The 18219-nt window shown below is 65.0% G+C and carries 14 protein-coding genes; 3 read left to right on the top strand and 11 right to left on the bottom strand.

Translation table 11 applies throughout. The annotated features are described in order from the left end of the window. Positions 1–8 precede the first annotated feature (8 nt). From arcC to arcD (V0R62_RS23660), 4 genes are all read right to left on the bottom strand, one after another. Positions 9–938 carry a carbamate kinase gene (gene arcC / locus V0R62_RS23675; RefSeq protein ID WP_330105447.1) on the bottom strand — a complete coding sequence of 310 codons (930 nt, stop codon included), beginning with the start codon at positions 936–938 and terminating at the stop codon, positions 9–11. Between the two features lie 132 nt (positions 939–1070). Beyond that, the gene (locus tag V0R62_RS23670; RefSeq protein WP_186713868.1) at positions 1071–2081 is read right to left on the bottom strand and encodes an ornithine carbamoyltransferase; all 1011 of its coding nucleotides are present in this window, start codon (positions 2079–2081) and stop codon (positions 1071–1073) included. Between the two features lie 69 nt (positions 2082–2150). After that, the gene (gene arcA, locus V0R62_RS23665) at positions 2151–3404 is read right to left on the bottom strand and encodes an arginine deiminase (RefSeq protein WP_186713869.1); all 1254 of its coding nucleotides are present in this window, start codon (positions 3402–3404) and stop codon (positions 2151–2153) included. Between the two features lie 33 nt (positions 3405–3437). Then, complete coding sequence (arcD, locus tag V0R62_RS23660) at positions 3438–4865, bottom strand: arginine-ornithine antiporter (RefSeq protein ID WP_050704130.1); 1428 nt, start codon at positions 4863–4865, stop codon at positions 3438–3440. Positions 4866–5290: 425 nt separating this feature from the next. Here arcD (V0R62_RS23660) and arcD (V0R62_RS23655) point away from each other — a divergent pair, with 425 nt between their 5' ends. Next, positions 5291–6718: an arginine-ornithine antiporter gene (gene arcD / locus V0R62_RS23655; RefSeq protein WP_330105446.1), complete on the top strand. Its 1428-nt coding sequence runs from the start codon at positions 5291–5293 to the stop codon at positions 6716–6718. A 148-nt stretch (positions 6719–6866) separates the two neighbouring features. Here arcD (V0R62_RS23655) and V0R62_RS23650 read toward each other — a convergent pair whose 3' ends face one another. From V0R62_RS23650 to gap, 7 genes are all read right to left on the bottom strand, one after another. Next, positions 6867–8201, bottom strand: coding sequence for a CoA transferase (locus tag V0R62_RS23650; RefSeq protein WP_330105445.1), 1335 nt, complete (start codon positions 8199–8201; stop codon positions 6867–6869). Between the two features lie 58 nt (positions 8202–8259). Then, complete coding sequence (locus V0R62_RS23645) at positions 8260–8673, bottom strand: YbaN family protein (RefSeq protein ID WP_330105444.1); 414 nt, start codon at positions 8671–8673, stop codon at positions 8260–8262. A 49-nt stretch (positions 8674–8722) separates the two neighbouring features. After that, a complete protein-coding gene (locus tag V0R62_RS23640; protein WP_028691979.1) occupies positions 8723–9328 on the bottom strand; it encodes a biliverdin-producing heme oxygenase in 606 nt (201 codons plus the stop codon). Positions 9329–9475: 147 nt separating this feature from the next. Continuing rightward, positions 9476–12085 carry a TonB-dependent receptor gene (locus V0R62_RS23635; RefSeq protein ID WP_330105443.1) on the bottom strand — a complete coding sequence of 870 codons (2610 nt, stop codon included), beginning with the start codon at positions 12083–12085 and terminating at the stop codon, positions 9476–9478. A gap of 125 nt (positions 12086–12210) precedes the next feature. Then, the gene (locus V0R62_RS23630) at positions 12211–13173 is read right to left on the bottom strand and encodes a FecR family protein (RefSeq protein ID WP_330105442.1); all 963 of its coding nucleotides are present in this window, start codon (positions 13171–13173) and stop codon (positions 12211–12213) included. 92 nt (positions 13174–13265) lie between these two features. Further along, positions 13266–13778: an RNA polymerase sigma factor gene (locus V0R62_RS23625; protein WP_330105441.1), complete on the bottom strand. Its 513-nt coding sequence runs from the start codon at positions 13776–13778 to the stop codon at positions 13266–13268. A gap of 255 nt (positions 13779–14033) precedes the next feature. Then, a complete protein-coding gene (gene gap / locus V0R62_RS23620; RefSeq protein WP_050704137.1) occupies positions 14034–15035 on the bottom strand; it encodes a type I glyceraldehyde-3-phosphate dehydrogenase in 1002 nt (333 codons plus the stop codon). A 266-nt stretch (positions 15036–15301) separates the two neighbouring features. On the opposite strand from gap, the gene edd reads away from it, so the two are divergent. Further along, entirely contained in the window at positions 15302–17128 is a 1827-nt protein-coding gene (gene edd, locus V0R62_RS23615; protein WP_330105440.1) for a phosphogluconate dehydratase, read from the top strand. Next, positions 17125–18081, top strand: coding sequence for a glucokinase (locus V0R62_RS23610; protein ID WP_330105439.1), 957 nt, complete (start codon positions 17125–17127; stop codon positions 18079–18081). Before edd ends, V0R62_RS23610 begins: the two co-directional genes overlap by 4 nt. The last annotated feature ends 138 nt before the right edge of the window (positions 18082–18219 follow it).

Here is an 18219-nt window from a genome sequence, read left to right as displayed (position 1 = left end):
AACTGCATTCAACGGTAGCTGATACCGGGCTTGGCGGTGGAAACCCGCGTGCCGGCGGTGCCCTTGACGATGTCCTCGATGTTCTCCAGCGAGCTGATCACCGCCACCTTGCCGGTGTGACGGGCGAAATCGCAGGCGGCCTGGACCTTCGGTCCCATGGAGCCGGCAGCGAAGCCCAGCTTCTCGAGCTCGTCCGGGTGGGCCTGGGCGATGGCCTTCTGGGTCGGCTTGCCGAAATCGATGTACGCCGCGTCGACGTCGGTGGCGATGATCAGCAGGTCGGCTTCCAGCTGTTCGGCCAGCAGCGCCGAGCACAGGTCCTTGTCGATCACCGCCTCGATGCCCTTGAGCTTGCGGTTCTCGTCGTACATGGTGGGGATGCCGCCGCCGCCGGCGCAGATCACGATGCTGCTCTTCTCCAGCAGCCACTTGATCGGGCGGATCTCGAAGATGCGCTTGGGTTTCGGGCTGGCCACCACGCGGCGGTACTTGTCGCCGTCGGGCTTGACCACCCAGCCTTTTTCCTTGGCCAGGCGTTCGGCTTCTTCCTTGGCGTAGACGGGGCCGATGAACTTGGTCGGGTCCTTGAACGCCGGGTCGTTGGCGTCCACTTCCACCTGGGTGAGCAGGGTGGCGAACGGCACTTCGAAGGCCAGCAGGTTGCCCAGTTCCTGTTCGATCATGTAGCCGATCATGCCTTCGGTTTCGGCACCGAGCACATCCAGCGGATAGGCTTCATCCGGCTTGTACGATAACCCCTGCAGCGACAGCAGGCCCACCTGCGGGCCGTTGCCGTGGGCGATGACCAGTTCATTGCCGGGGTGGATCTTGGCGATCTGCTCGGTGGCAGTGCGGATATTGGCGCGCTGGTTGTCGGCGGTCATCGGTTCGCCGCGGCGCAGCAGGGCGTTGCCGCCCAATGCAACAACGATACGCATGGGGAATGTCCTTCAAAGAGACTGTGGGGCGTGGGAGCGGCGGTGCGCCGTTGCGACTTGCCCCGCGATGGCGTCGTTGCTGCTGGCGCTATCGCGGGCCAAGCCTGCTCCCATACAAGCCCCAGGTCGGGGTTACAGATCAGCCAGGGTCGACACCAGGATCGCCTTGATCGTGTGCATGCGGTTTTCCGCCTGCTCGAAGGCGATGCACGCTGGCGACTCGAACACGTCATCGGTCACTTCGATGCCGTTGGCCAGGTCCGGATACTGCTCGGCGATCTGCTTGCCGACCTTGGTCTCGGAGTTGTGGAACGCCGGCAGGCAGTGCATGAACTTGGTGCGTGGATTGCCGGTGGCCTTCATCAGTTCCTTGTTCACCTGGTAGGGCTTGAGCAGTTTGATGCGCTCGCCCCAGGCTTCGATCGGCTCGCCCATCGACACCCAGACGTCGGTGTGGACGAAGTCTACGCCCTTGACCGCGGCTTTCGGGTCTTCGGTCAGGGTGATGCGCGCGCCGCTTTCCTCGGCGTACTTGTGGCAGCGCTCGACCAGGTCGTCATGGGGCCACAGGGCCTTGGGCGCGGCGATGCGCACGTCCATGCCGAGCTTGGCGCCGATCAGCAGCAGCGAGTTGCCCATGTTGTTGCGGGCATCGCCCAGGTAGGCGTAGCTGATGTCGTGCAGCGGCTTGTCGCTGTGCTCACGCATGGTCAGCACGTCGGCGATCATCTGGGTCGGGTGGTATTCGTCGGTCAGGCCGTTGAACACCGGAACACCGGCGAACTTGGCCAGTTCCTCGACGATCTCCTGCTTGAAGCCACGGTACTCGATGGCGTCATACATGCGCCCGAGCACGCGGGCGGTGTCCTTCATGCTCTCCTTGTGGCCGATCTGCGAGGAGTTGGGGTCGATATAGGTGACGTTGGCGCCCTGGTCGTAGGCGGCGACTTCGAAGGCGCAGCGGGTGCGGGTCGAGGTCTTCTCGAAGATCAGGGCGATGTTGTTGCCCTTCAGGTGCTGCTGCTCGGTGCCGGTGTACTTGGCGCGCTTGAGGTCGCGGGACAGGTCCAGCAGGTAGCGCAGCTCGCGGGTGCTGTGATGTTCGAGGCTGAGCAGGTTGCGGTTGTGGATGTTGAACGCCATGACGGTTCTCCTTGGATTCGGTGAGGTATCCGGCCGCTGCCTCGTGGGCGCGGCCGGTTTCGATGGGCGTTAGTAATCGATAGGGTCGCGCACGATCGGGCAGGTCATGCAGTGGCCGCCGCCGCGGCCCCGGCCCAGCTCGCCGGCGCTGATGGTGATGACCTCGATCCCGGCCTTGCGCAGCAGGGTGTTGGTGTAGGTGTTGCGGTCGTAGCCGATGACCACGCCGGGCTCCACGGCCACCACGTTGTTGCCGTCATCCCATTGTTCGCGCTCGGCGGCGAAGCTGTTGCCGCCGGTCTCGACCACGCGCAGCTTGACCCCCAGGTGCTCGCCGACCACCTCGATGAACGACTTGTTCTCGCGGCGCACGTCCATGCCATACGGCTTGCTTTCGTCGGGACGGATGATGAACGGCACGATCTCCTTGACCACTTCCGGGAAGACCGTGACCAGGTCGCGGTCGCAGAAGCTGAACACGGTGTCCAGGTGCATCGCGGCGCGGGATTTCGGCAGGCCGGCGACGATGACTTTCTCCACCGCGCCCTTGGCGAACAGGTTCTGCGCCAACTGGCCGATGGCCTGGCGCGAGGTGCGCTCGCCCATGCCGATGAGCACGACGCCCTTGCCGATCGGCATCACGTCGCCGCCTTCGAGGGTAGCGTTGCCGTGGTCCTTGTCCGGGTCGCCGTACCAGACCTGGAAGTCGGCGTTGGTGAACTCCTTGTGGAACTTGTAGATGGCGGTGGTCAGCAAGGTTTCCTGGCGTCGCGCCGGCCAGTACATCGGGTTGAGCGTCACGCCGCCGTAGATCCAGCAGGTGGTGTCGCGGGTGAACTGGGTATTGGGCAGCGGCGGCAGGATGAAGCTGGAGTGGCCCAGGTAGTCGTTGTACATCTTGACCACGCTGGCGCCTTCGCTTTCCGGCAGGTCCTGGCCGGCCACGCCGCCGATCAGGAACTCGGCCAGGTGGCGTGGCTCGAGGCCTTCGAGCCAGCTGCGCACTTCATTGGTGAGGCCGACGCCGACAGTATCGGAGGTGATCTTGCGGTCGAGAATCCACTTCAGTGCGTCGGGCTGCTGGACGATGTCGGTCAGCAGGTTGTGCATCTCCAGCACATCGACGCCGCGCTCGCGCATCTTGGTGACGAAGTCGAAGTGGTCGCGCTTGGCCTGGTCGACCCAGATCACGTCGTCGAACAGCAGTTCGTCGCAGTTGCTCGGGGTCAGGCGCTTGTGCGCCAGGCCCGGGCTGCAGACCATCACTTTGCGCAGCTTGCCGGCTTCGGAATGGACGCCGTATTTCTGTTTCTCAGTGGACATGGTGAATCCTCCTGTAAAGCGAAGACGTGGGGTTCAGAGAGTCAGGAAGCCGTCGTACAGGCCATAGGCCGCCACCAGGGCGCCCGCGACCACGGCGGCGAAGATCAGTTTTTCCACGCTGGTGAAGATCGGTTGGCCGACCTCGCGCTTGGCCTTGGCGAACAGGATCGCGCCAGGGGCGTAGAGCAGGGCCGAGAGCAGCAGGTATTTCACGCCGCCGGCATACAGCAGCCAGATGGCGTAGAGCAGGGCGATGCCGCCGATGATCAGGTCTTTCTTGCGTTCGGCCAGGGCCTGTTCGTAGGTCTCGCTGCGCCAGGCCAGCAGGAAGGCATAGGCCGCCGACCACAGGTAAGGCACCAGGATCATCGAGGTGGCGAGGTAGATCAGCGACAGGTAGGTGCTGTTGGAGAACAGGGTGATGACCAGGAAGATCTGCACCATGGCGTTGGTCAGCCACAGGGCGTTGGCCGGTACATGGTTGGCGTTCTCGCGGCGCAGGAACTCCGGCATGGTGTGGTCCTTGGCGGCGGCGAACATGATCTCGGCGCACAGCAGCACCCACGACAGCAGGGCGCCCAGCAGCGAGATGATCAGGCCGACGCTGATCAGCACCGCGCCCCAGTGGCCGACCACGTGTTCAAGCACCGCGGCCATCGACGGGTTCTGCAGCTTGGCCAGCTCCGGCTGGGTCATCACGCCCAGCGACAGCACGTTGACCAGCACCAGGAACAGCAGCACGGTGACGAAGCCGATGACCGTGGCCTTGCCGACGTCGGAGCGTTTTTCCGCACGGGAAGAAAAGATGCTCGCGCCCTCGATGCCGATGAATACCCACACGGTGACCAGCATCATGTTGCGCACCTGGTTCATCACGCTGCCCAGCTCCGGCGTGCCGACCGCCCAGATGTCCGCGGTGAACACATCGAGCTTGAAGGCGAACAGGCAGATCAGCGCGAACAGCGCCAGCGGCACGACCTTGGCCACGGTGGTGACCAGGTTGATGAACGCGGCTTCCTTGATGCCGCGCAGCACCAGGAAGTGCACGGCCCACAGCAGGATCGAAGCACCGATCACCGCCGCCGGGGTGTTGCCTTCACCGAATACCGGGAAGAAATACCCCAGGGTGCTGAACAGCAGCACGAAGTAGCCGACGTTGCCCAGCCAGGCGCTGATCCAGTAGCCCCAGGCTGAAGAGAAGCCCATGTAGTCACCGAAACCGGCCTTGGCGTAGGCGTATACCCCGCCGTCAAGATCGGGCTTGCGGTTGGCCAGGGTCTGGAAGACGAAGGCGAGGGTGAGCATGCCCACTGCGGTGATGGCCCAGCCGATCAGCACGGCGCCGACGCCGGCGCTGGCGGCCATGTTCTGGGGTAACGAGAAGATCCCGCCACCGATCATCGAGCCGACGACAAGTGCAACGAGTGCACCTAGTTTTAGTTTTCCGGGAGAATCAGACATTTAACGACTCCGTACCAGGAGAAAGTTGACCTCAGAATAAATCTGACGCCTGGATCATTCGCTGACTTAGATCAGTTCATGCCCGCATGAAGATCAGAAAAATCCTTCACGCGCCTCCTGGAGGATGCCGACAGCTCTGACGCAGGCCTTGTGCGCTGGCACCTCCATGCCCTTCTAGAGCAAACGCTCCGTTTCGCCTGCGAACTGAGAAGTTAGTCCGTTTTGCGGTTTTCGCAAATTTTTCACAGCAAATAGCGACGGGTTTAGACGATCCGTAAAGTAGTCGACTAATGTGGTTTTTATTAAGGTGTCGGTATAGACAGCATGGTTATGAGTGCTATAGGTTTAATGGCTTTATTTGATAAAAAACTTGTAACAATAGTGTCGGCCAATACGTTCACGCGCGCCCGCGCACGAGGAGTCCTATGAGCGAACCGGGACAGAAACTGCGCCTAGGTGCGCTGATCGCGCTGGTGGTCGGCTCGATGATCGGTGGCGGGATCTTCTCGTTGCCGCAGAACATGGCGGCCCGCGCCGATGTCGGGGCGGTGCTGATCGGCTGGGGCATCACCGCGGTGGGGATGCTGGCGCTGGCCTTCGTCTTCCAGACCCTGGCCAACCGCAAGCCGGAGCTGGACTCCGGGGTGTACGCCTACGCCAAGGCCGGTTTTGGCGACTACATGGGCTTTTCCTCGGCGTGGGGCTACTGGATCAGTGCCTGGCTGGGTAATGTCGGCTACTTCGTGTTGCTGTTCAGTACCCTGGGCTTCTATTTCCCGGTGTTCGGCGAAGGCAACACGCCGGTGGCCATCGGTTGCGCCTCGCTGCTGCTGTGGGCGGTGCATTTCCTGGTGCTGCGCGGCATCAAGGAAGCCGCCTTCATCAACCAGGTGACCACCGTGGCCAAGGTCGTGCCGCTGCTGATGTTCATCGTCATCGCCGCCTTCGCCTTTCGCGCCGACATCTTTACCCGCGACATCTGGGGCCTGAGCAATCCGCAGTTCGGCAGCGTGCTGGAGCAGGTGCGCAACATGATGCTGGTGACGGTGTTCGTGTTCATCGGCATCGAGGGCGCGAGTGTCTATTCGGGGCGGGCGCTGCATCGCTCGGACGTGGGCAAGGCTACCGTAGTCGGCTTCCTTGGCGTGCTGGCGCTGCTGGTGCTGGTCAACGTGCTGTCGCTGGGGGTGATGACCCAGCCGGAGCTGGCCGGCTTGCAGAACCCTTCGCTGGCCTCGGTGCTGGAGCATATCGTCGGGCCCTGGGGGGCACTGTTGATCAGTATCGGCCTGGCGGTGTCGCTGCTGGGTGCGTTGCTGTCGTGGGCGCTGCTGTGCGCCGAGATTCTCTATGCCACCGCCCGGGACAAGACCATGCCGCGCTTCCTGGCGCGGGAGAACGCCAACCAGGTGCCGGCCAACGCGCTGTGGCTGACCAATGTGATGATCCAGGGCTTCCTGCTGATCACCCTGTTTTCGGCGGGAACCTACACCAGCCTGATTTACCTGGCGTCGTCGATGATCCTGGTGCCGTACTTCTGGTCGGCGGCCTATGCCGTGCTGCTGGCCTGGCGTGGCGAAGGCTACCAGGGGCAGGCGGGGCTGCGGCGCAAGGACCTGCTGGTGGCGGCGATCGCGCTGCTGTACGCAATCTGGCTGCTGTATGCCGGTGGGCTCAAGTACGTGCTGCTGTCGGCGCTGCTGTATGCGCCCGGGGTGATCCTGTTCGCCCGGGCCAAGCACGAGCAGGGGCAGATGCTGTTCACCGCGTGGGAGAAACTGATCTTCGCGGCGGTGTTGGCGGGGGCGGGGCTGGCGGCGTATGCCCTGTATTCGGGGTTGTTGAGCCTGTGATCAGGCCGGGCGTTGGCCCTGTAGGAGCGGCCTTGTGCCGCGAAAGGGACGCGCAGCGGCCCCTGGGTCTCAGGAATGCCTCAGGATTGCCGGGGCTGCTACGCAGCCCTTTCGCGGCACAAGGCCGCTCCTACAGGGGATCTGGCAGTCACCACTGGGCAGGTGCGGAGCCAAGCTCGCAGGCTCCCCGCGCCCAGCTCATGGTGGCCTCACCCACCTTCAACGGCGCCCTGATCCGCTGTGCTTCGCCCCAAGGTGTGCGTTCGATGCGCGGATCGATGTCCAGCGCCGACTCTGCGGCCAATGCCAGCTCCTCTTCCACGGTGCCTTGTTCGATCAGCAATGCCGCCGTGCGTGCCAGTGACAGCCTCGACCGGCATCCCTCGCCTCGCCCCAGCGCCCGTATCACTTCGGCCGCCATCAGGTATCCGGTGGCGTGATCCAGCGCCTGCACCGGTAGTGGTACAGGCCGATCCGCCTGGCGCCAGCGCATGCCTTCGCGGGCGATGCCGGTGCTCATCTGCACCAGACTGTCGAAACCTCGACGCTCCTGCCATGGTCCGCTCCAGCCATAGGCGTTCAGGCTCACATCGATCAGTCCTGGGTTGAGCTCGCGACGTCGATCGACACCCAGGCCAAGCTGCTCGAGGGCATCGGCGCGGTAACCGTGTACCAGCACATCGGCCTCGGCCAGCAAGCGCTCGAAGCATTGGCGGCCGGCAAAAGTGCGCAGGTCCAGGCGGGCGCAGCGCTTGCCCAAGGTCACCTCGGCGGCCACGGCAGGCTCATTCCAGTCGGTCGGGTCTATCCGCAGCACGTCGGCACCAAAAGCGGCCAGCAGGCGGGTGGCGGTAGGTCCGGCAAGAATACGGGTGAGGTCGAGAACCTTGATGCCGGCCAACGGTCGATCTGCGCTGCCGCGCCAGGCCAGGGTGGTTGCGGTGAAGGCCTGGCGCAGGATCAGCGGTTCCTGGTTCACTGCCAACCCCTGAGGATGCGCGCACCATTCGGGCCAGCTGCGCATCCGCGCCGCGCAGCCACCGGCTTGCACCACTGCGGCTTCCAGTGCATCGGCGTCCCAGCGGGCGACCAGGTTGGCGACATTGGCGTGCTCGGCTTTGGCCCCCAGTACCCGCAGGGCGGCGGTGCGGTGGTGCGCCGCGTTGGTGTGCAGGCGGATCCAGCCGTCGCGGGCCTGATAGTCGCCGGCGATGGCATCCCACAGCGGCGGTGGCTCCCAGCCGCGAGGTCGCAGGCTGCTGGCGAACCAGAAGGACGCCAGGCGGCGGTCGATGTGTACCAGGGGGCAGAGGTCCAACTGACCTTGGAGCAGATCGGCCAGGGCCAGGCCGCAGGCAGCGAGACTGGCGGCGGCCAGTTCGGTCACGGCGAATGTGGAGGGCAGGGCGCCGATGCCGTGCCAGCGTAGGGCATCGGGGGTGAGTTGCAGTGAATGGGCGATGGTGTCGAGCAATGGCTGCATGCCGGATCCTCCTTCGTGGAGTCCATTGCAGTACATCCGGCGCCGCAGCGCAAATGAATCAACCTTGCAGTTCGACGGCACCTGTCGGGGTGGGACGTTCCGGTCGTGACCAGATCCACAGGTTGCCCAGGGTCATGCCGGCGATGGCGAGGAACACCGGCCAGTGGTGTTCGAGGAAGGTCAGCATCAGGCCGGCGCACAGCAGCATGCTGATGGTCGCGCTGACCTTGGCGCGGCGCTGGATCACCTTACCGTTGCGCCAGTTGTAGAGGATCGGACCGAACAGCCGGTGGTTCTCCAGCCAGGCGGACAGGCGCGGCGAGCTGCGGGTTGCGGCCCAGGCGGCGAGGAGGATGAACTCGGTGGTGGGCAGCCCTGGGATGACGATGGCCACGAGGCCAATGCCCAGGCTGACATAGGCCAGGATCGCATAGAGCAGGCGGGACAGTTTCGAGCGGGCGATTCGGGTCATGGTCTCACTGCAACGGTGTGGCCGCCCGCAGGCGGCCGGGTAAAGCGTGTCAGGCCAGCGCGGCATCGGCGGCGTAGGCATGCTTGAGCAGCTCGGTGAAGCGCTCGAAGGCGGCGACCGCGCCACGCTCGGCGGCGGCGTCTTCCTCGGGCGACAGTTCCAGGCTGTCGAGGATGCGGGTGAACTGCTTCCAGCCTTCGGCACGGCCGCCGGCCGGCTCGCCCAGGTGACGGGCACCGAAGGTCTCGGACAGCTCCAGGGCCACGGCGCGCTTGATCAGGAACGCGGCGCCCAGTTTGGAGCCTTCGGAGACGAAGATCCAGCCCAGTGCCTCGCCCAGGCTTGGCTTGCCCAGGGCGCCGGCGAAGGGCGCGGGTACTTCGGTGTCGAGGTCGGCCAGGTCCAGGCGGGCCTGTTCGGCGCGGCAGCGCGCGGCGAGGTCCGGCACGATGGCGATCAGTTGCGGGTCGGTGTACAGCGCCTGCAGCTCGGACTGGAACAGGTACTGGGCAACCACGAAGCGGGCGAAGCTTTCACGGCTGTCGAACGGCTTGTGCGATTTGACCAGGGCGTCCAGCTCGGTGTGCGGGGCGTGGGTGACCTGGTTCAGGCGCTGGGAGCGCAGGGCGGCGCGTTCGGTGGAAGGGGCGGTCATGGGGGCATCCTTGGAAAATGGGGCGTCTAGTGACAAGACGAAACAGAAGACGCGGGACAGTAAAAAAACCTCACCTGCGAAGTGAAATCATTCTCATGACTTGAAACGGGCGGCACCTGCATCGCGGGCGCCGCCCTTATCAGCCGATCAGATATCCCACACCAGATTGATGGCGAAGTTGCGTCCTGGCGCGGTCAGGCGATCCAGGTTGGCCGGCTGGGTGACGGCAGCTTCGCTCACGCCGGTGTTATTGCCGACGCTGGCGTACTTGCGCACATCGTCCCACTGCCAGTATTTCTTGTCGGTCAGGTTGTACAGCCCGCCATTGATGGTCAGGTCGTCGGTGATCCGGTAGAAGCCGGTCAGGTCGAGCACGCCGTAGCCTGGTGTGCGGAACTCCGAGCTGGAGCCGTCGGGGGCGAAGAACGTGGTGTCGTCCACGCGGTTCTTGCGTTTGACCAGGGTCCAGCTCAACTGAGTGCCGTAGTCGACTTGTTCGTAGCCCAGGCCGAACACCCCGGTCAGCGGGTTCACGCTATTGAGCGGCTGACCAGTGTCGTCGTTGCGGCCATAGGCATAGGCAACCGAGGCGATCGAGTAGAGACCTTCCGGCGCACCGAAGTGGTCCAGGTTCAGGCGACCCTTGATCTCCGCGCCCTTGATGGTGGCGTGCTTGATGTTGTTGGCCTGGAAGGTCGAGCCGAGCTTGCCGGACTGGACGGCGTCCTCGTTGATGAAGTCGCGATACTTGTTGTAGAACACTGCCACATCGAAGTTGCCGGCATCGAAGTTGCCGCGCAGGCCGGTTTCATAGCTCTTGCTCTTTTCCGGCTCCAGCCCCGAGTTGGGCTCCACCACATAGCCGCCGGCCAGGTTTTCGAAGCGCCCGTACAGGGCTTTCGCCGTCGGTGTGCGGAAACCTTCGGCGTACTGGCCGTACCAGGTGTAGTGATCATTGAAGGCGTAGGTCACACCGAGTTTCGGCGACAGGCGATGCCAGTTCTTCTGCGAGTCGTCCACGCCGGTCGACTGCCCCGGTGCGGCGCTCTGCAGGCCGAGCAGGTATTCGTCGGTCATGCGCGGATCGAGGCGGGTGTAGTCGTAGCGCAGGCCGGGCAGGAAGGTCCACTGGTTCCAGCGGATTTCGTCCTGGGCGAACAGGCTGTAGGTATCGACTGTCGGATCCGGGAAGTCGCTGACGCGCGCCTGGGTATCGTCCGCGCTGATCTGGCCGATTGCCCGGCACGATCCACCGACGTTGAGACAAATGCCGGTGCCGCTGCGTGAACCGGTAATCTTCTCGTGCTTGAGCGTGGTGCCGTAGGTCAGCAGGTGGTCGGTAGCGCCAATGCTGAAGGCCTTGTCCAGCTGTGCGTCGAACACCCACTGGCGGTCCTTGTAGGTGGTCTGGCGGTCACGGGCTACCTGGCGGCCACGGGCGAAGTAGAGCTCTTCGGTGGTCTGGTCGGTCTTGGCGATCTGGTAGTTCAGGCTCCACTTCATGTTGTCGGCGAACAGACTGTCGAGGCCGAATTCGTGATTGATGCCGACCCGTTCACGGGTAACGGTGTCGTTGCCCTGGCGCATGCGGTAAGAATTCATGGCCGGCATGCCCGGGATGAAGGGCCCACCCACGGCGCTGAGGATGTTCTGGTCGCGGTCGTCCTTGTAGCGCTCGTAGGTCAGCCCCAGGCGAGCGTCCTCGGCATAGTTCCAGCCCAGCTTGGCCAGCACGTTGGTGGTGCGCACGTCCTCGGGGTTGGCGGCGGTGCGTGACAGGCCGGTACCACCGTGCCCACCGTACGAATCGGTTTCGTGGCCGTTGCGCTGGCTCAGGTGCAACAGACCGTCGAAGTCACCCTGGCGCCCGGCGACGGTGGCGGATGTCAGCCAGCTTTCATCGGCCGAACTGTAGCCGGTTTTCAGACGCGCGCCGACATCTTTGCCGGGCTTGATGATGTCCTCTGGGTCCAGGGTGAAGTAGCTCACCGCGCCGCCAATGGCATTGCTGCCGTACAGCACCGATGCCGGACCGCGCAGGATCTCCACGCGCTTGACGATCTCCGGGTCGACGTAGTTGCGCTGGGTCTGAGCATAGGGGCCATAGAAGAAACTGTCGGGAATCGACACGCCGTCCACCTGGGTCAGTACCCGGTCGCCATCGATACCGCGGATGTTGTAGCCGTTCAGACCGCTGCGCTGGCCGGTGCCGGACACCGACACGCCGGGCTCGTAGCGCACCAGTTGCTTGATGTCGTTGACGTTCTGCCGATCCAGCTGCTCGCGGGTCTGCACGCTGACGGTGCTCGGCACCTGGCTGACATCCTGGGCGCTGCGGGTGGCGCTGACGGTCACTTGTTGCAGGGCGATGGCATTGCCGGCGGACTGGCGTTCAAGCACCACGTTGCCGTTGCTGATCTTGCGGAAGCTAAGGCCGGTACCGCGTAGCAGTCGCTGCAGCGCCGCTTCCGGGGCCAGCGAGCCCTGCACGCCGGGCGAGGCCACGCCGTCGGCGAGCTCGGCGCTGAAGCCGACCTGCCAGCCGGTCACCTTGCTGAAGGCGTTGATGGCCTCGACCAGCGGCTGCTGGGCGATGGCGAAACGGTAGTCGCCCATGCGCGGGCTGCTGGCCTGGGCCGGTTCCACGGCCAGCGCCGGCAGGCTGCAGGCGCCGCTGGCGAGCAGGGCCAGGGTCAGCAGGGACAATTGCCCGCGACGGCGGGAAGAAGTGGACGGGCGGGTCTGACCTGTGGGCATCGAAAGCGCTCCCTGTCGCGCGTGAGTTATAGGCGGTGCTTGTTCTCGTTTTCGAACGAGAATCAATCGTATTGGCTATAACGAGACGGGCGAGGCAGGGTGATCGCGTAAAAAAACTTACCGGGTCAGTTGAGAATCACCACGGCTGGGTACTCGTGCAGTTGCGCCGAGGTGATATGGGCGAGGGCGCGCAGGGTTTCCAGCGGCTGGTCGAGGCGGTAGTTGCCGGTGACCGCGACCTGCTCCAGGTGGGCGTTGCGGTTGATGATCCAACCCGGGTAGTAGCGGCGGACTTCCGCGAGCACCTGGCTCAGCGGGCAGTTCTCGAACACCAGGCGGCCTTCGATCCAGGCCAGGTCCTTGCTCATGTCGGGGCGCTGGCGCTGGCTGAAACCCTTGGGGCCGACGCTGATGCTGTCGCCGGCGCTCAGGCGGATGCGCTGGTCGCTCGCGGCCTGCAGGTCGACATCGCCGCGCTGCACCCGCACCTGTGCCTCGCCATCGAGGTAGCGCACGGCGAAGTCGGTGTCGCGCACGCTGGCGCGCAACGGGCCGGCCTGGACTTCCAGGGGCGGCTGACTGGTGTTGGACACCTGGAAGTACGCCTCGCCTTGCAGCAGGCGGGCAACCTTGCGGCCTTCGCGCTCGTCGCTGGCGAAGGCCGAATTGGTGTTGAGCAGCACCTTGGCGCCCGGGTCCAGTTCCAGGCGCTGGCGCTCGCCGACCACGGTCAGATGGTCGGCCTGCAGGCGCACCGGCAGGTTGCCGAAGGTGAATAGCCCGACCAGCAGCACGGCGGCTGTGGCCAGCGGTTTCCAATGGCTGCGCAGGCGCCCGGCGAGCGAGCGCTTGCGGTTGTACTGCAGCTGACCGGCGGCCTGGCGCAGCGAGGCGCCGTTCCACAGTGCTTCGGCCTCGACATAGGCCTCGGCGTTTTCCGGCTCTGCCCCCAGCCAGTGCTCGAAGGCGCGGGTATCCTCCTCGCTGGCGCACTGCAGGCGGATCAGCCAGTCGAGCGCCTCCTCGCGGGCACGGGCGCGGGCATCAGGCTCGGCGGGTGACGGGCGAGGTGTGGGGCGGTCGGTCACGGGGGATCCTTGCTTGGGGCTTTTTTGCGCATGATCAGTGCAGACCCGGTCCGTGGCAAGGGCTTTGCGCGGGGCAGCGGCGAGCGGTCGCATCACTGGTGACGATCGGCCACGCCCATGCAGATGGCCATGATCAGTTTCAGTTCCTTCTGCACCGTGCTGGCCGAGACGTTCAGCTGTTCGGCGATTTCCAGGTAGCTGGCGCCGTGCAGGCGGCTGAGGATGAAGATGCGCTGCTGGCGTTCGCTGAGCTGGCCGAGGCTGACGCTCAGGTGCTTGAGCAGTTGTTCGGCGTGGGCGGCGTCCTCGCTGCTGGTCGAGGGGGCGGCGACATTGTGCAGGACCTGTTCGGGCACATCGTCCACCAGCGTGCGGGCCTGCACCCGACGTGCCCGCAGGTGGTCCAGGGCCAGATTGCGGGCAGTCTGGAAGACGAAGGGCTCGAGGTGCTCGATTGGCCGCTCGCCCAGGGCGCGGGTGACTCGCAGGTAGGTTTCCTGCAGCAGGTCCTCGGCGGTGCTGGGGTTGCCCACCATGCGCTGCAAGGTGCGCAGCAGGGAGAGGCGCTGGTTGAGGAACACGGAGTTGAACCGGGACTGACTCACGGGGAAACCTGGTCGCTTTTCGGGTGAATGATAATGCTTATCATCCATGCTCGAGGTCAAGCGCGGAAATGTCACGAACAGGTAAATATTGCGGCTAACGCGATCCCTGTAGGAGCGGCCTTGTGCCGCGAAAGGGCCGCAGAGCGGCCCCAGGATTTTAGCGTCGATGCGCAGATTACTGGGGCCGCTGCGCAGCCCTTTCCGGCCGGTCCGACGCCTCGGCAAGGCCGCTCCTACAGGGGATCGCGCAAAACGTCACCTGGCGTTGAACAGCGCCAGGCAGTTGTCCAGCATGCGATTGGAGAAGCCCCATTCGTTGTCGTACCACGCCAGCACCTTGAGCATGCGCCCGTTGGCGCGGGTGTGGTTGGCGTCGAAGATCGACGACAGCGGGTTGTGGTTAAAGTCGCACGACACCAGCGGCAGGGCGTTGTAGCCCAGCACCCGCGAGTGGCGGCTGGCCTCGAGGAACAGCTGGTTGACTTCGTCGGCGCTGGCCTCGCGCTTGAGGTTGACCGTGAGGTCGACCAACGACACGTTGATCACCGGTACCCGCACGGCCATGCCGGTGAGCTTGCCGGCCAGTTCCGGCAGCACCAGGCCCACGGCTTCGGCGGCGCCAGTCTTGCTCGGGATCATCGACTGGGTGGCCGAGCGGGCGCGGTAAGGGTCGCCGTGGTAGACGTCGGTGAGCACCTGGTCGTTGGTGTAGGCATGGATGGTGGTCATCAGGCCTTGCTCGATGCCGAACTCGCGGTGCAGCACCTGGGCGATCGGCGCCAGGCAGTTGGTGGTGCACGAGGCGTTGGAGATGATCTGGTGCGAGGCGCGCAGCACGTCGTGGTTGACCCCGTATACCACGGTGGCGTCGGCGCCCTTGGCCGGCGCGCTGACGATCACCTTGGCGGCGCCGGCCGTCAGGTGGGCGGCGGCCTTGGCGCGTTCGGTGAACAGCCCGGTGCACTCGAACACCACGTCGATGGCCAAGGTCTTCCAGGGCAGTTCGGCGGGGTTGCGGATGGCGCTGACGGCGATGCGGTCGCCATTGACGGTGAGGCTTTCGTGGTCGGCCTCGACACTGGCGTCGAAAATGCCGTGGACGCTGTCGTACTTGAGCAGGTGGGCGTTCATCGCGCTGTCGCCCAGGTCGTTGATGGCGACGACCTGCAGGTCCTGGCGGTAGCCCTGCGTGTACAGTGCGCGCAGGACGTTGCGTCCGATGCGGCCGAATCCGTTGATGGCGATGCGTAGGGTCATGGCGTTACCTCTGGCAGTCGGGTGAAGCCTGTGGCACAAAGAGCAGCTTCACTGAAACGGTTTTGTTGTTGGAATTACAAGATTATTCACCGAGAGATAGAAAACAAGCCTTTTTACTGGCAGTATTTTGTTTAAACATACAACGAGTGGTCGGGTCAGCCCCATTTCGAACGGTCCAGGCACCTTTTTCTAGAGCCTAGGTCGCAATCGTTTGGAGGGGAAATGACCTGTGGAGGCCGCCCCACAGTTAGCCTGGAGTCCAGTACATGCATCCGCGCATCCTTGAGGTCACCGAACGGCTGATCGCCCGCAGCCGCCGTACCCGTGAACGCTACCTTGAGCTGATCCGTGGGGCGGCCAGTGACGGACCCATGCGCGCCAGCCTGCAGTGCGCCAACTTCGCCCATGGCGTGGCCGGCTGTGGCGGCGAGGACAAACAGACCCTGCGCCTGATGAACGCCGCCAACGTGGCCATCGTCTCGGCCTACAACGACATGCTCTCGGCGCACCAGCCGTACCAGCACTTCCCCGAACAGATCAAGCAGGCCCTGCGCGAGCTCGGCTCGGTCGGCCAGTTCGCCGGCGGCGTGCCGGCCATGTGCGATGGCGTCACCCAGGGTGAACCGGGCATGGAGCTGGCCATCGCCAGCCGCGAAGTGATCGCCATGTCCACCGCCATCGCCCTGTCGCACAACATGTTCGACGCCGCGTTGATGCTGGGCATCTGCGACAAGATCGTCCCCGGCCTGATGATGGGCGCGCTGCGCTTTGGCCACCTGCCGACCATCTTCGTGCCGGGCGGGCCGATGGTCTCGGGCATCTCCAACAAGGAGAAGGCCGATGTGCGCCAGCGCTACGCCGAGGGCAAGGCCACCCGCGAGCAACTGCTCGAATCGGAAATGAAGAGCTACCACGGTCCGGGCACCTGCACCTTCTACGGCACCGCCAACACCAACCAGCTGGTGATGGAAGTGATGGGCCTGCACCTGCCGGGCGCCTCGTTCGTCAACCCGTACACGCCACTGCGCGATGCCCTCACCGCCGAAGCCGCGCGCCAGGTCACGCGCATGACCAAGGCCAGCGGCAACTTCATGCCAATCGGCGAGATCGTCGATGAAAAGGCGCTGGTCAACTCGATCGTCGCCCTGCACGCCACCGGCGGCTCGACCAACCACACCCTGCACATCCCGGCCATCGCCCAGGCCGCCGGCATCCAGCTGACCTGGCAGGACATGGCCGATCTGTCCGAGGTGGTGCCGACGCTGTCCCACGTCTATCCGAACGGCAAGGCCGACATCAACCACTTCCAGGCCTCCGGCGGCATGGCGTTCCTCATTCGCGAGCTGCTCGACGCGGGCCTGCTGCACGAGGACGTCAACACCGTGGCCGGGCATGGCCTGCGCCGTTATACCCAGGAGCCGTTCCTCGAGGATGGCCAACTGGTGTGGCGCGAAGGGCCGAAGGACAGCCTCGACGAAAGCATCCTGCGCCCGGTGGCGCGGCCGTTCTCCGCCGAGGGCGGCCTGCGGGTCATGGAGGGCAACCTGGGGCGCGGCGTGATGAAGGTGTCGGCGGTGGCGCCTGAGCACCGCGTGGTCGAGGCGCCTGCCCGGGTGTTCCACGACCAGCAGGCGCTGGCCGATGCGTTCAAGGCCGGCGAACTGGAGCGCGACTTCGTCGCCGTGGTGCGCTTCCAGGGCCCGCGTTGCAACGGCATGCCCGAGCTGCACAAGCTGACACCGTTCCTCGGCGTGCTGCAGGATCGCGGCTTCAAGGTGGCGCTGGTGACCGACGGGCGCATGTCCGGCGCCTCGGGCAAGATCCCGGCAGCCATCCACGTGTGCCCAGAGGCTTTCGATGGCGGCCCGCTGGCGCGGGTGCGCGATGGTGATATCGTGCGCGTCGATGGTGCCGAAGGCACGCTGCGGATCATGGTCTCGGCCGAGGAACTGGCCAGCCGTGAGCTGCCCGAGCCGCCCACGGGCAACGACCTGGGCTGCGGGCGCGAGCTGTTCGGCTTCATGCGCGTGGCGTTCAGTTCCGCCGAGCAGGGCGCGAGCGCCTTCACCTCGGCCCTGGAGAACCTCAAATGAAGGCCTTGCTGGTCGGCGACATCGGCGGCACCAACGCACGTTTCGCTTTGTGGCGCGACAACGGGCTGCAGGCGGTCCAGGTGCTGGCCACCGCCGACTACACCAGCCCCGAGCAGGCCATCGAGGCCTACCTCGCCGACCAGGGCATCGCCCGTGGCGGCCTGGCGGCGGTGTGCCTGGCGGTGGCTGGTCCCGTGGACGGCGACGAATTCCGCTTCACCAACAACCACTGGCGCCTGAGCCGCAGCGCGTTCTGCCAGACGCTGCAGGTCGAGCGCCTGTTGCTGATCAACGATTTTTCCGCCATGGCCCTGGGCATGACCCGGCTGCGCGACGGTGAATTCCGCGAGGTCTGCGCAGGCCTCGCCGACCCGTCGCGCCCGGCACTGGTGATCGGCCCCGGCACCGGCCTGGGCGTGGGCAGCCTGATGCGCCTGGGCGAGCACTGGCTGGCGCTGCCGGGGGAGGGCGGGCATGTCGACCTGCCGGTGGGCAATGCCCGCGAGGCGGCGATCCATCAGGAGATTCACCGGCAGATCGGCCATGTCAGCGCCGAGACGGTGCTCAGTGGCGGTGGGCTGGTGCGCTTGTACCAGGCGATCTGCGCGCTCGACGGCGCCACGCCGACGCACAAGACCCCGGCGCAGATCACCGACGCGGCCCTGGCCGGTGAGCCTCGGGCGTTGGCGGTGATCGAGCAGTTCTGCCGCTTTCTCGGGCGGGTGGCGGGCAACAACGTGCTCACCCTGGGCGCCCGGGGTGGGGTCTACATTGTCGGCGGGGTGATTCCGCGTTTCGCCGAGTTGTTCCTGGGCAGCGGATTCGCCGCGAGTTTCGCCGACAAGGGCTGCATGAGTGGTTATTTTGCCGGGGTGCCGGTATGGCTGGTGACGGCGGAGTTTTCCGGGTTGCTGGGGGCCGGGGTGGCCTTGCAGCAAGCGTTGGACCATTGATCGCTGGGGCCGCTTCGCGGCCCTTTCGCGGCACAAGGCCGCTCCTACAGGGCAACGCGATCAACGGTAGGAGCGGCCTTGTGCCGCGAAAGGGCTGCAAGGCAGCCCCGTACAGCAGGCATTAAGATCTGCGTTTAC

Source organism: Pseudomonas carassii, from assembly GCF_036324045.1.
GTDB lineage: Bacteria > Pseudomonadota > Gammaproteobacteria > Pseudomonadales > Pseudomonadaceae > Aquipseudomonas > Aquipseudomonas peradeniyensis.
This window is presented reverse-complemented; position numbering and strand designations above follow the sequence as displayed.

Bases quoted from the DNA above. Each gene is read 5' to 3' on its own strand.
- arcC (WP_330105447.1), bottom strand. From the start codon at position 938: ATGCGTATCGTTGTTGCATTGGGCGGCAACGCCCTGCTGCGCCGCGGC.
- V0R62_RS23670 (WP_186713868.1), bottom strand. From the start codon at position 2,081: ATGGCGTTCAACATCCACAACCGCAACCTGCTCAGCCTCGAACATCAC.
- arcA (WP_186713869.1), bottom strand. From the start codon at position 3,404: ATGTCCACTGAGAAACAGAAATACGGCGTCCATTCCGAAGCCGGCAAG.
- arcD (WP_050704130.1), bottom strand. From the start codon at position 4,865: ATGTCTGATTCTCCCGGAAAACTAAAACTAGGTGCACTCGTTGCACTT.
- arcD (WP_330105446.1), top strand. From the start codon at position 5,291: ATGAGCGAACCGGGACAGAAACTGCGCCTAGGTGCGCTGATCGCGCTG.
- V0R62_RS23650 (WP_330105445.1), bottom strand. From the start codon at position 8,201: ATGCAGCCATTGCTCGACACCATCGCCCATTCACTGCAACTCACCCCC.
- V0R62_RS23645 (WP_330105444.1), bottom strand. From the start codon at position 8,673: ATGACCCGAATCGCCCGCTCGAAACTGTCCCGCCTGCTCTATGCGATC.
- V0R62_RS23640 (WP_028691979.1), bottom strand. From the start codon at position 9,328: ATGACCGCCCCTTCCACCGAACGCGCCGCCCTGCGCTCCCAGCGCCTG.
- V0R62_RS23635 (WP_330105443.1), bottom strand. From the start codon at position 12,085: ATGCCCACAGGTCAGACCCGCCCGTCCACTTCTTCCCGCCGTCGCGGG.
- gap (WP_050704137.1), bottom strand. From the start codon at position 15,035: ATGACCCTACGCATCGCCATCAACGGATTCGGCCGCATCGGACGCAAC.
- edd (WP_330105440.1), top strand. From the start codon at position 15,302: ATGCATCCGCGCATCCTTGAGGTCACCGAACGGCTGATCGCCCGCAGC.
- V0R62_RS23610 (WP_330105439.1), top strand. From the start codon at position 17,125: ATGAAGGCCTTGCTGGTCGGCGACATCGGCGGCACCAACGCACGTTTC.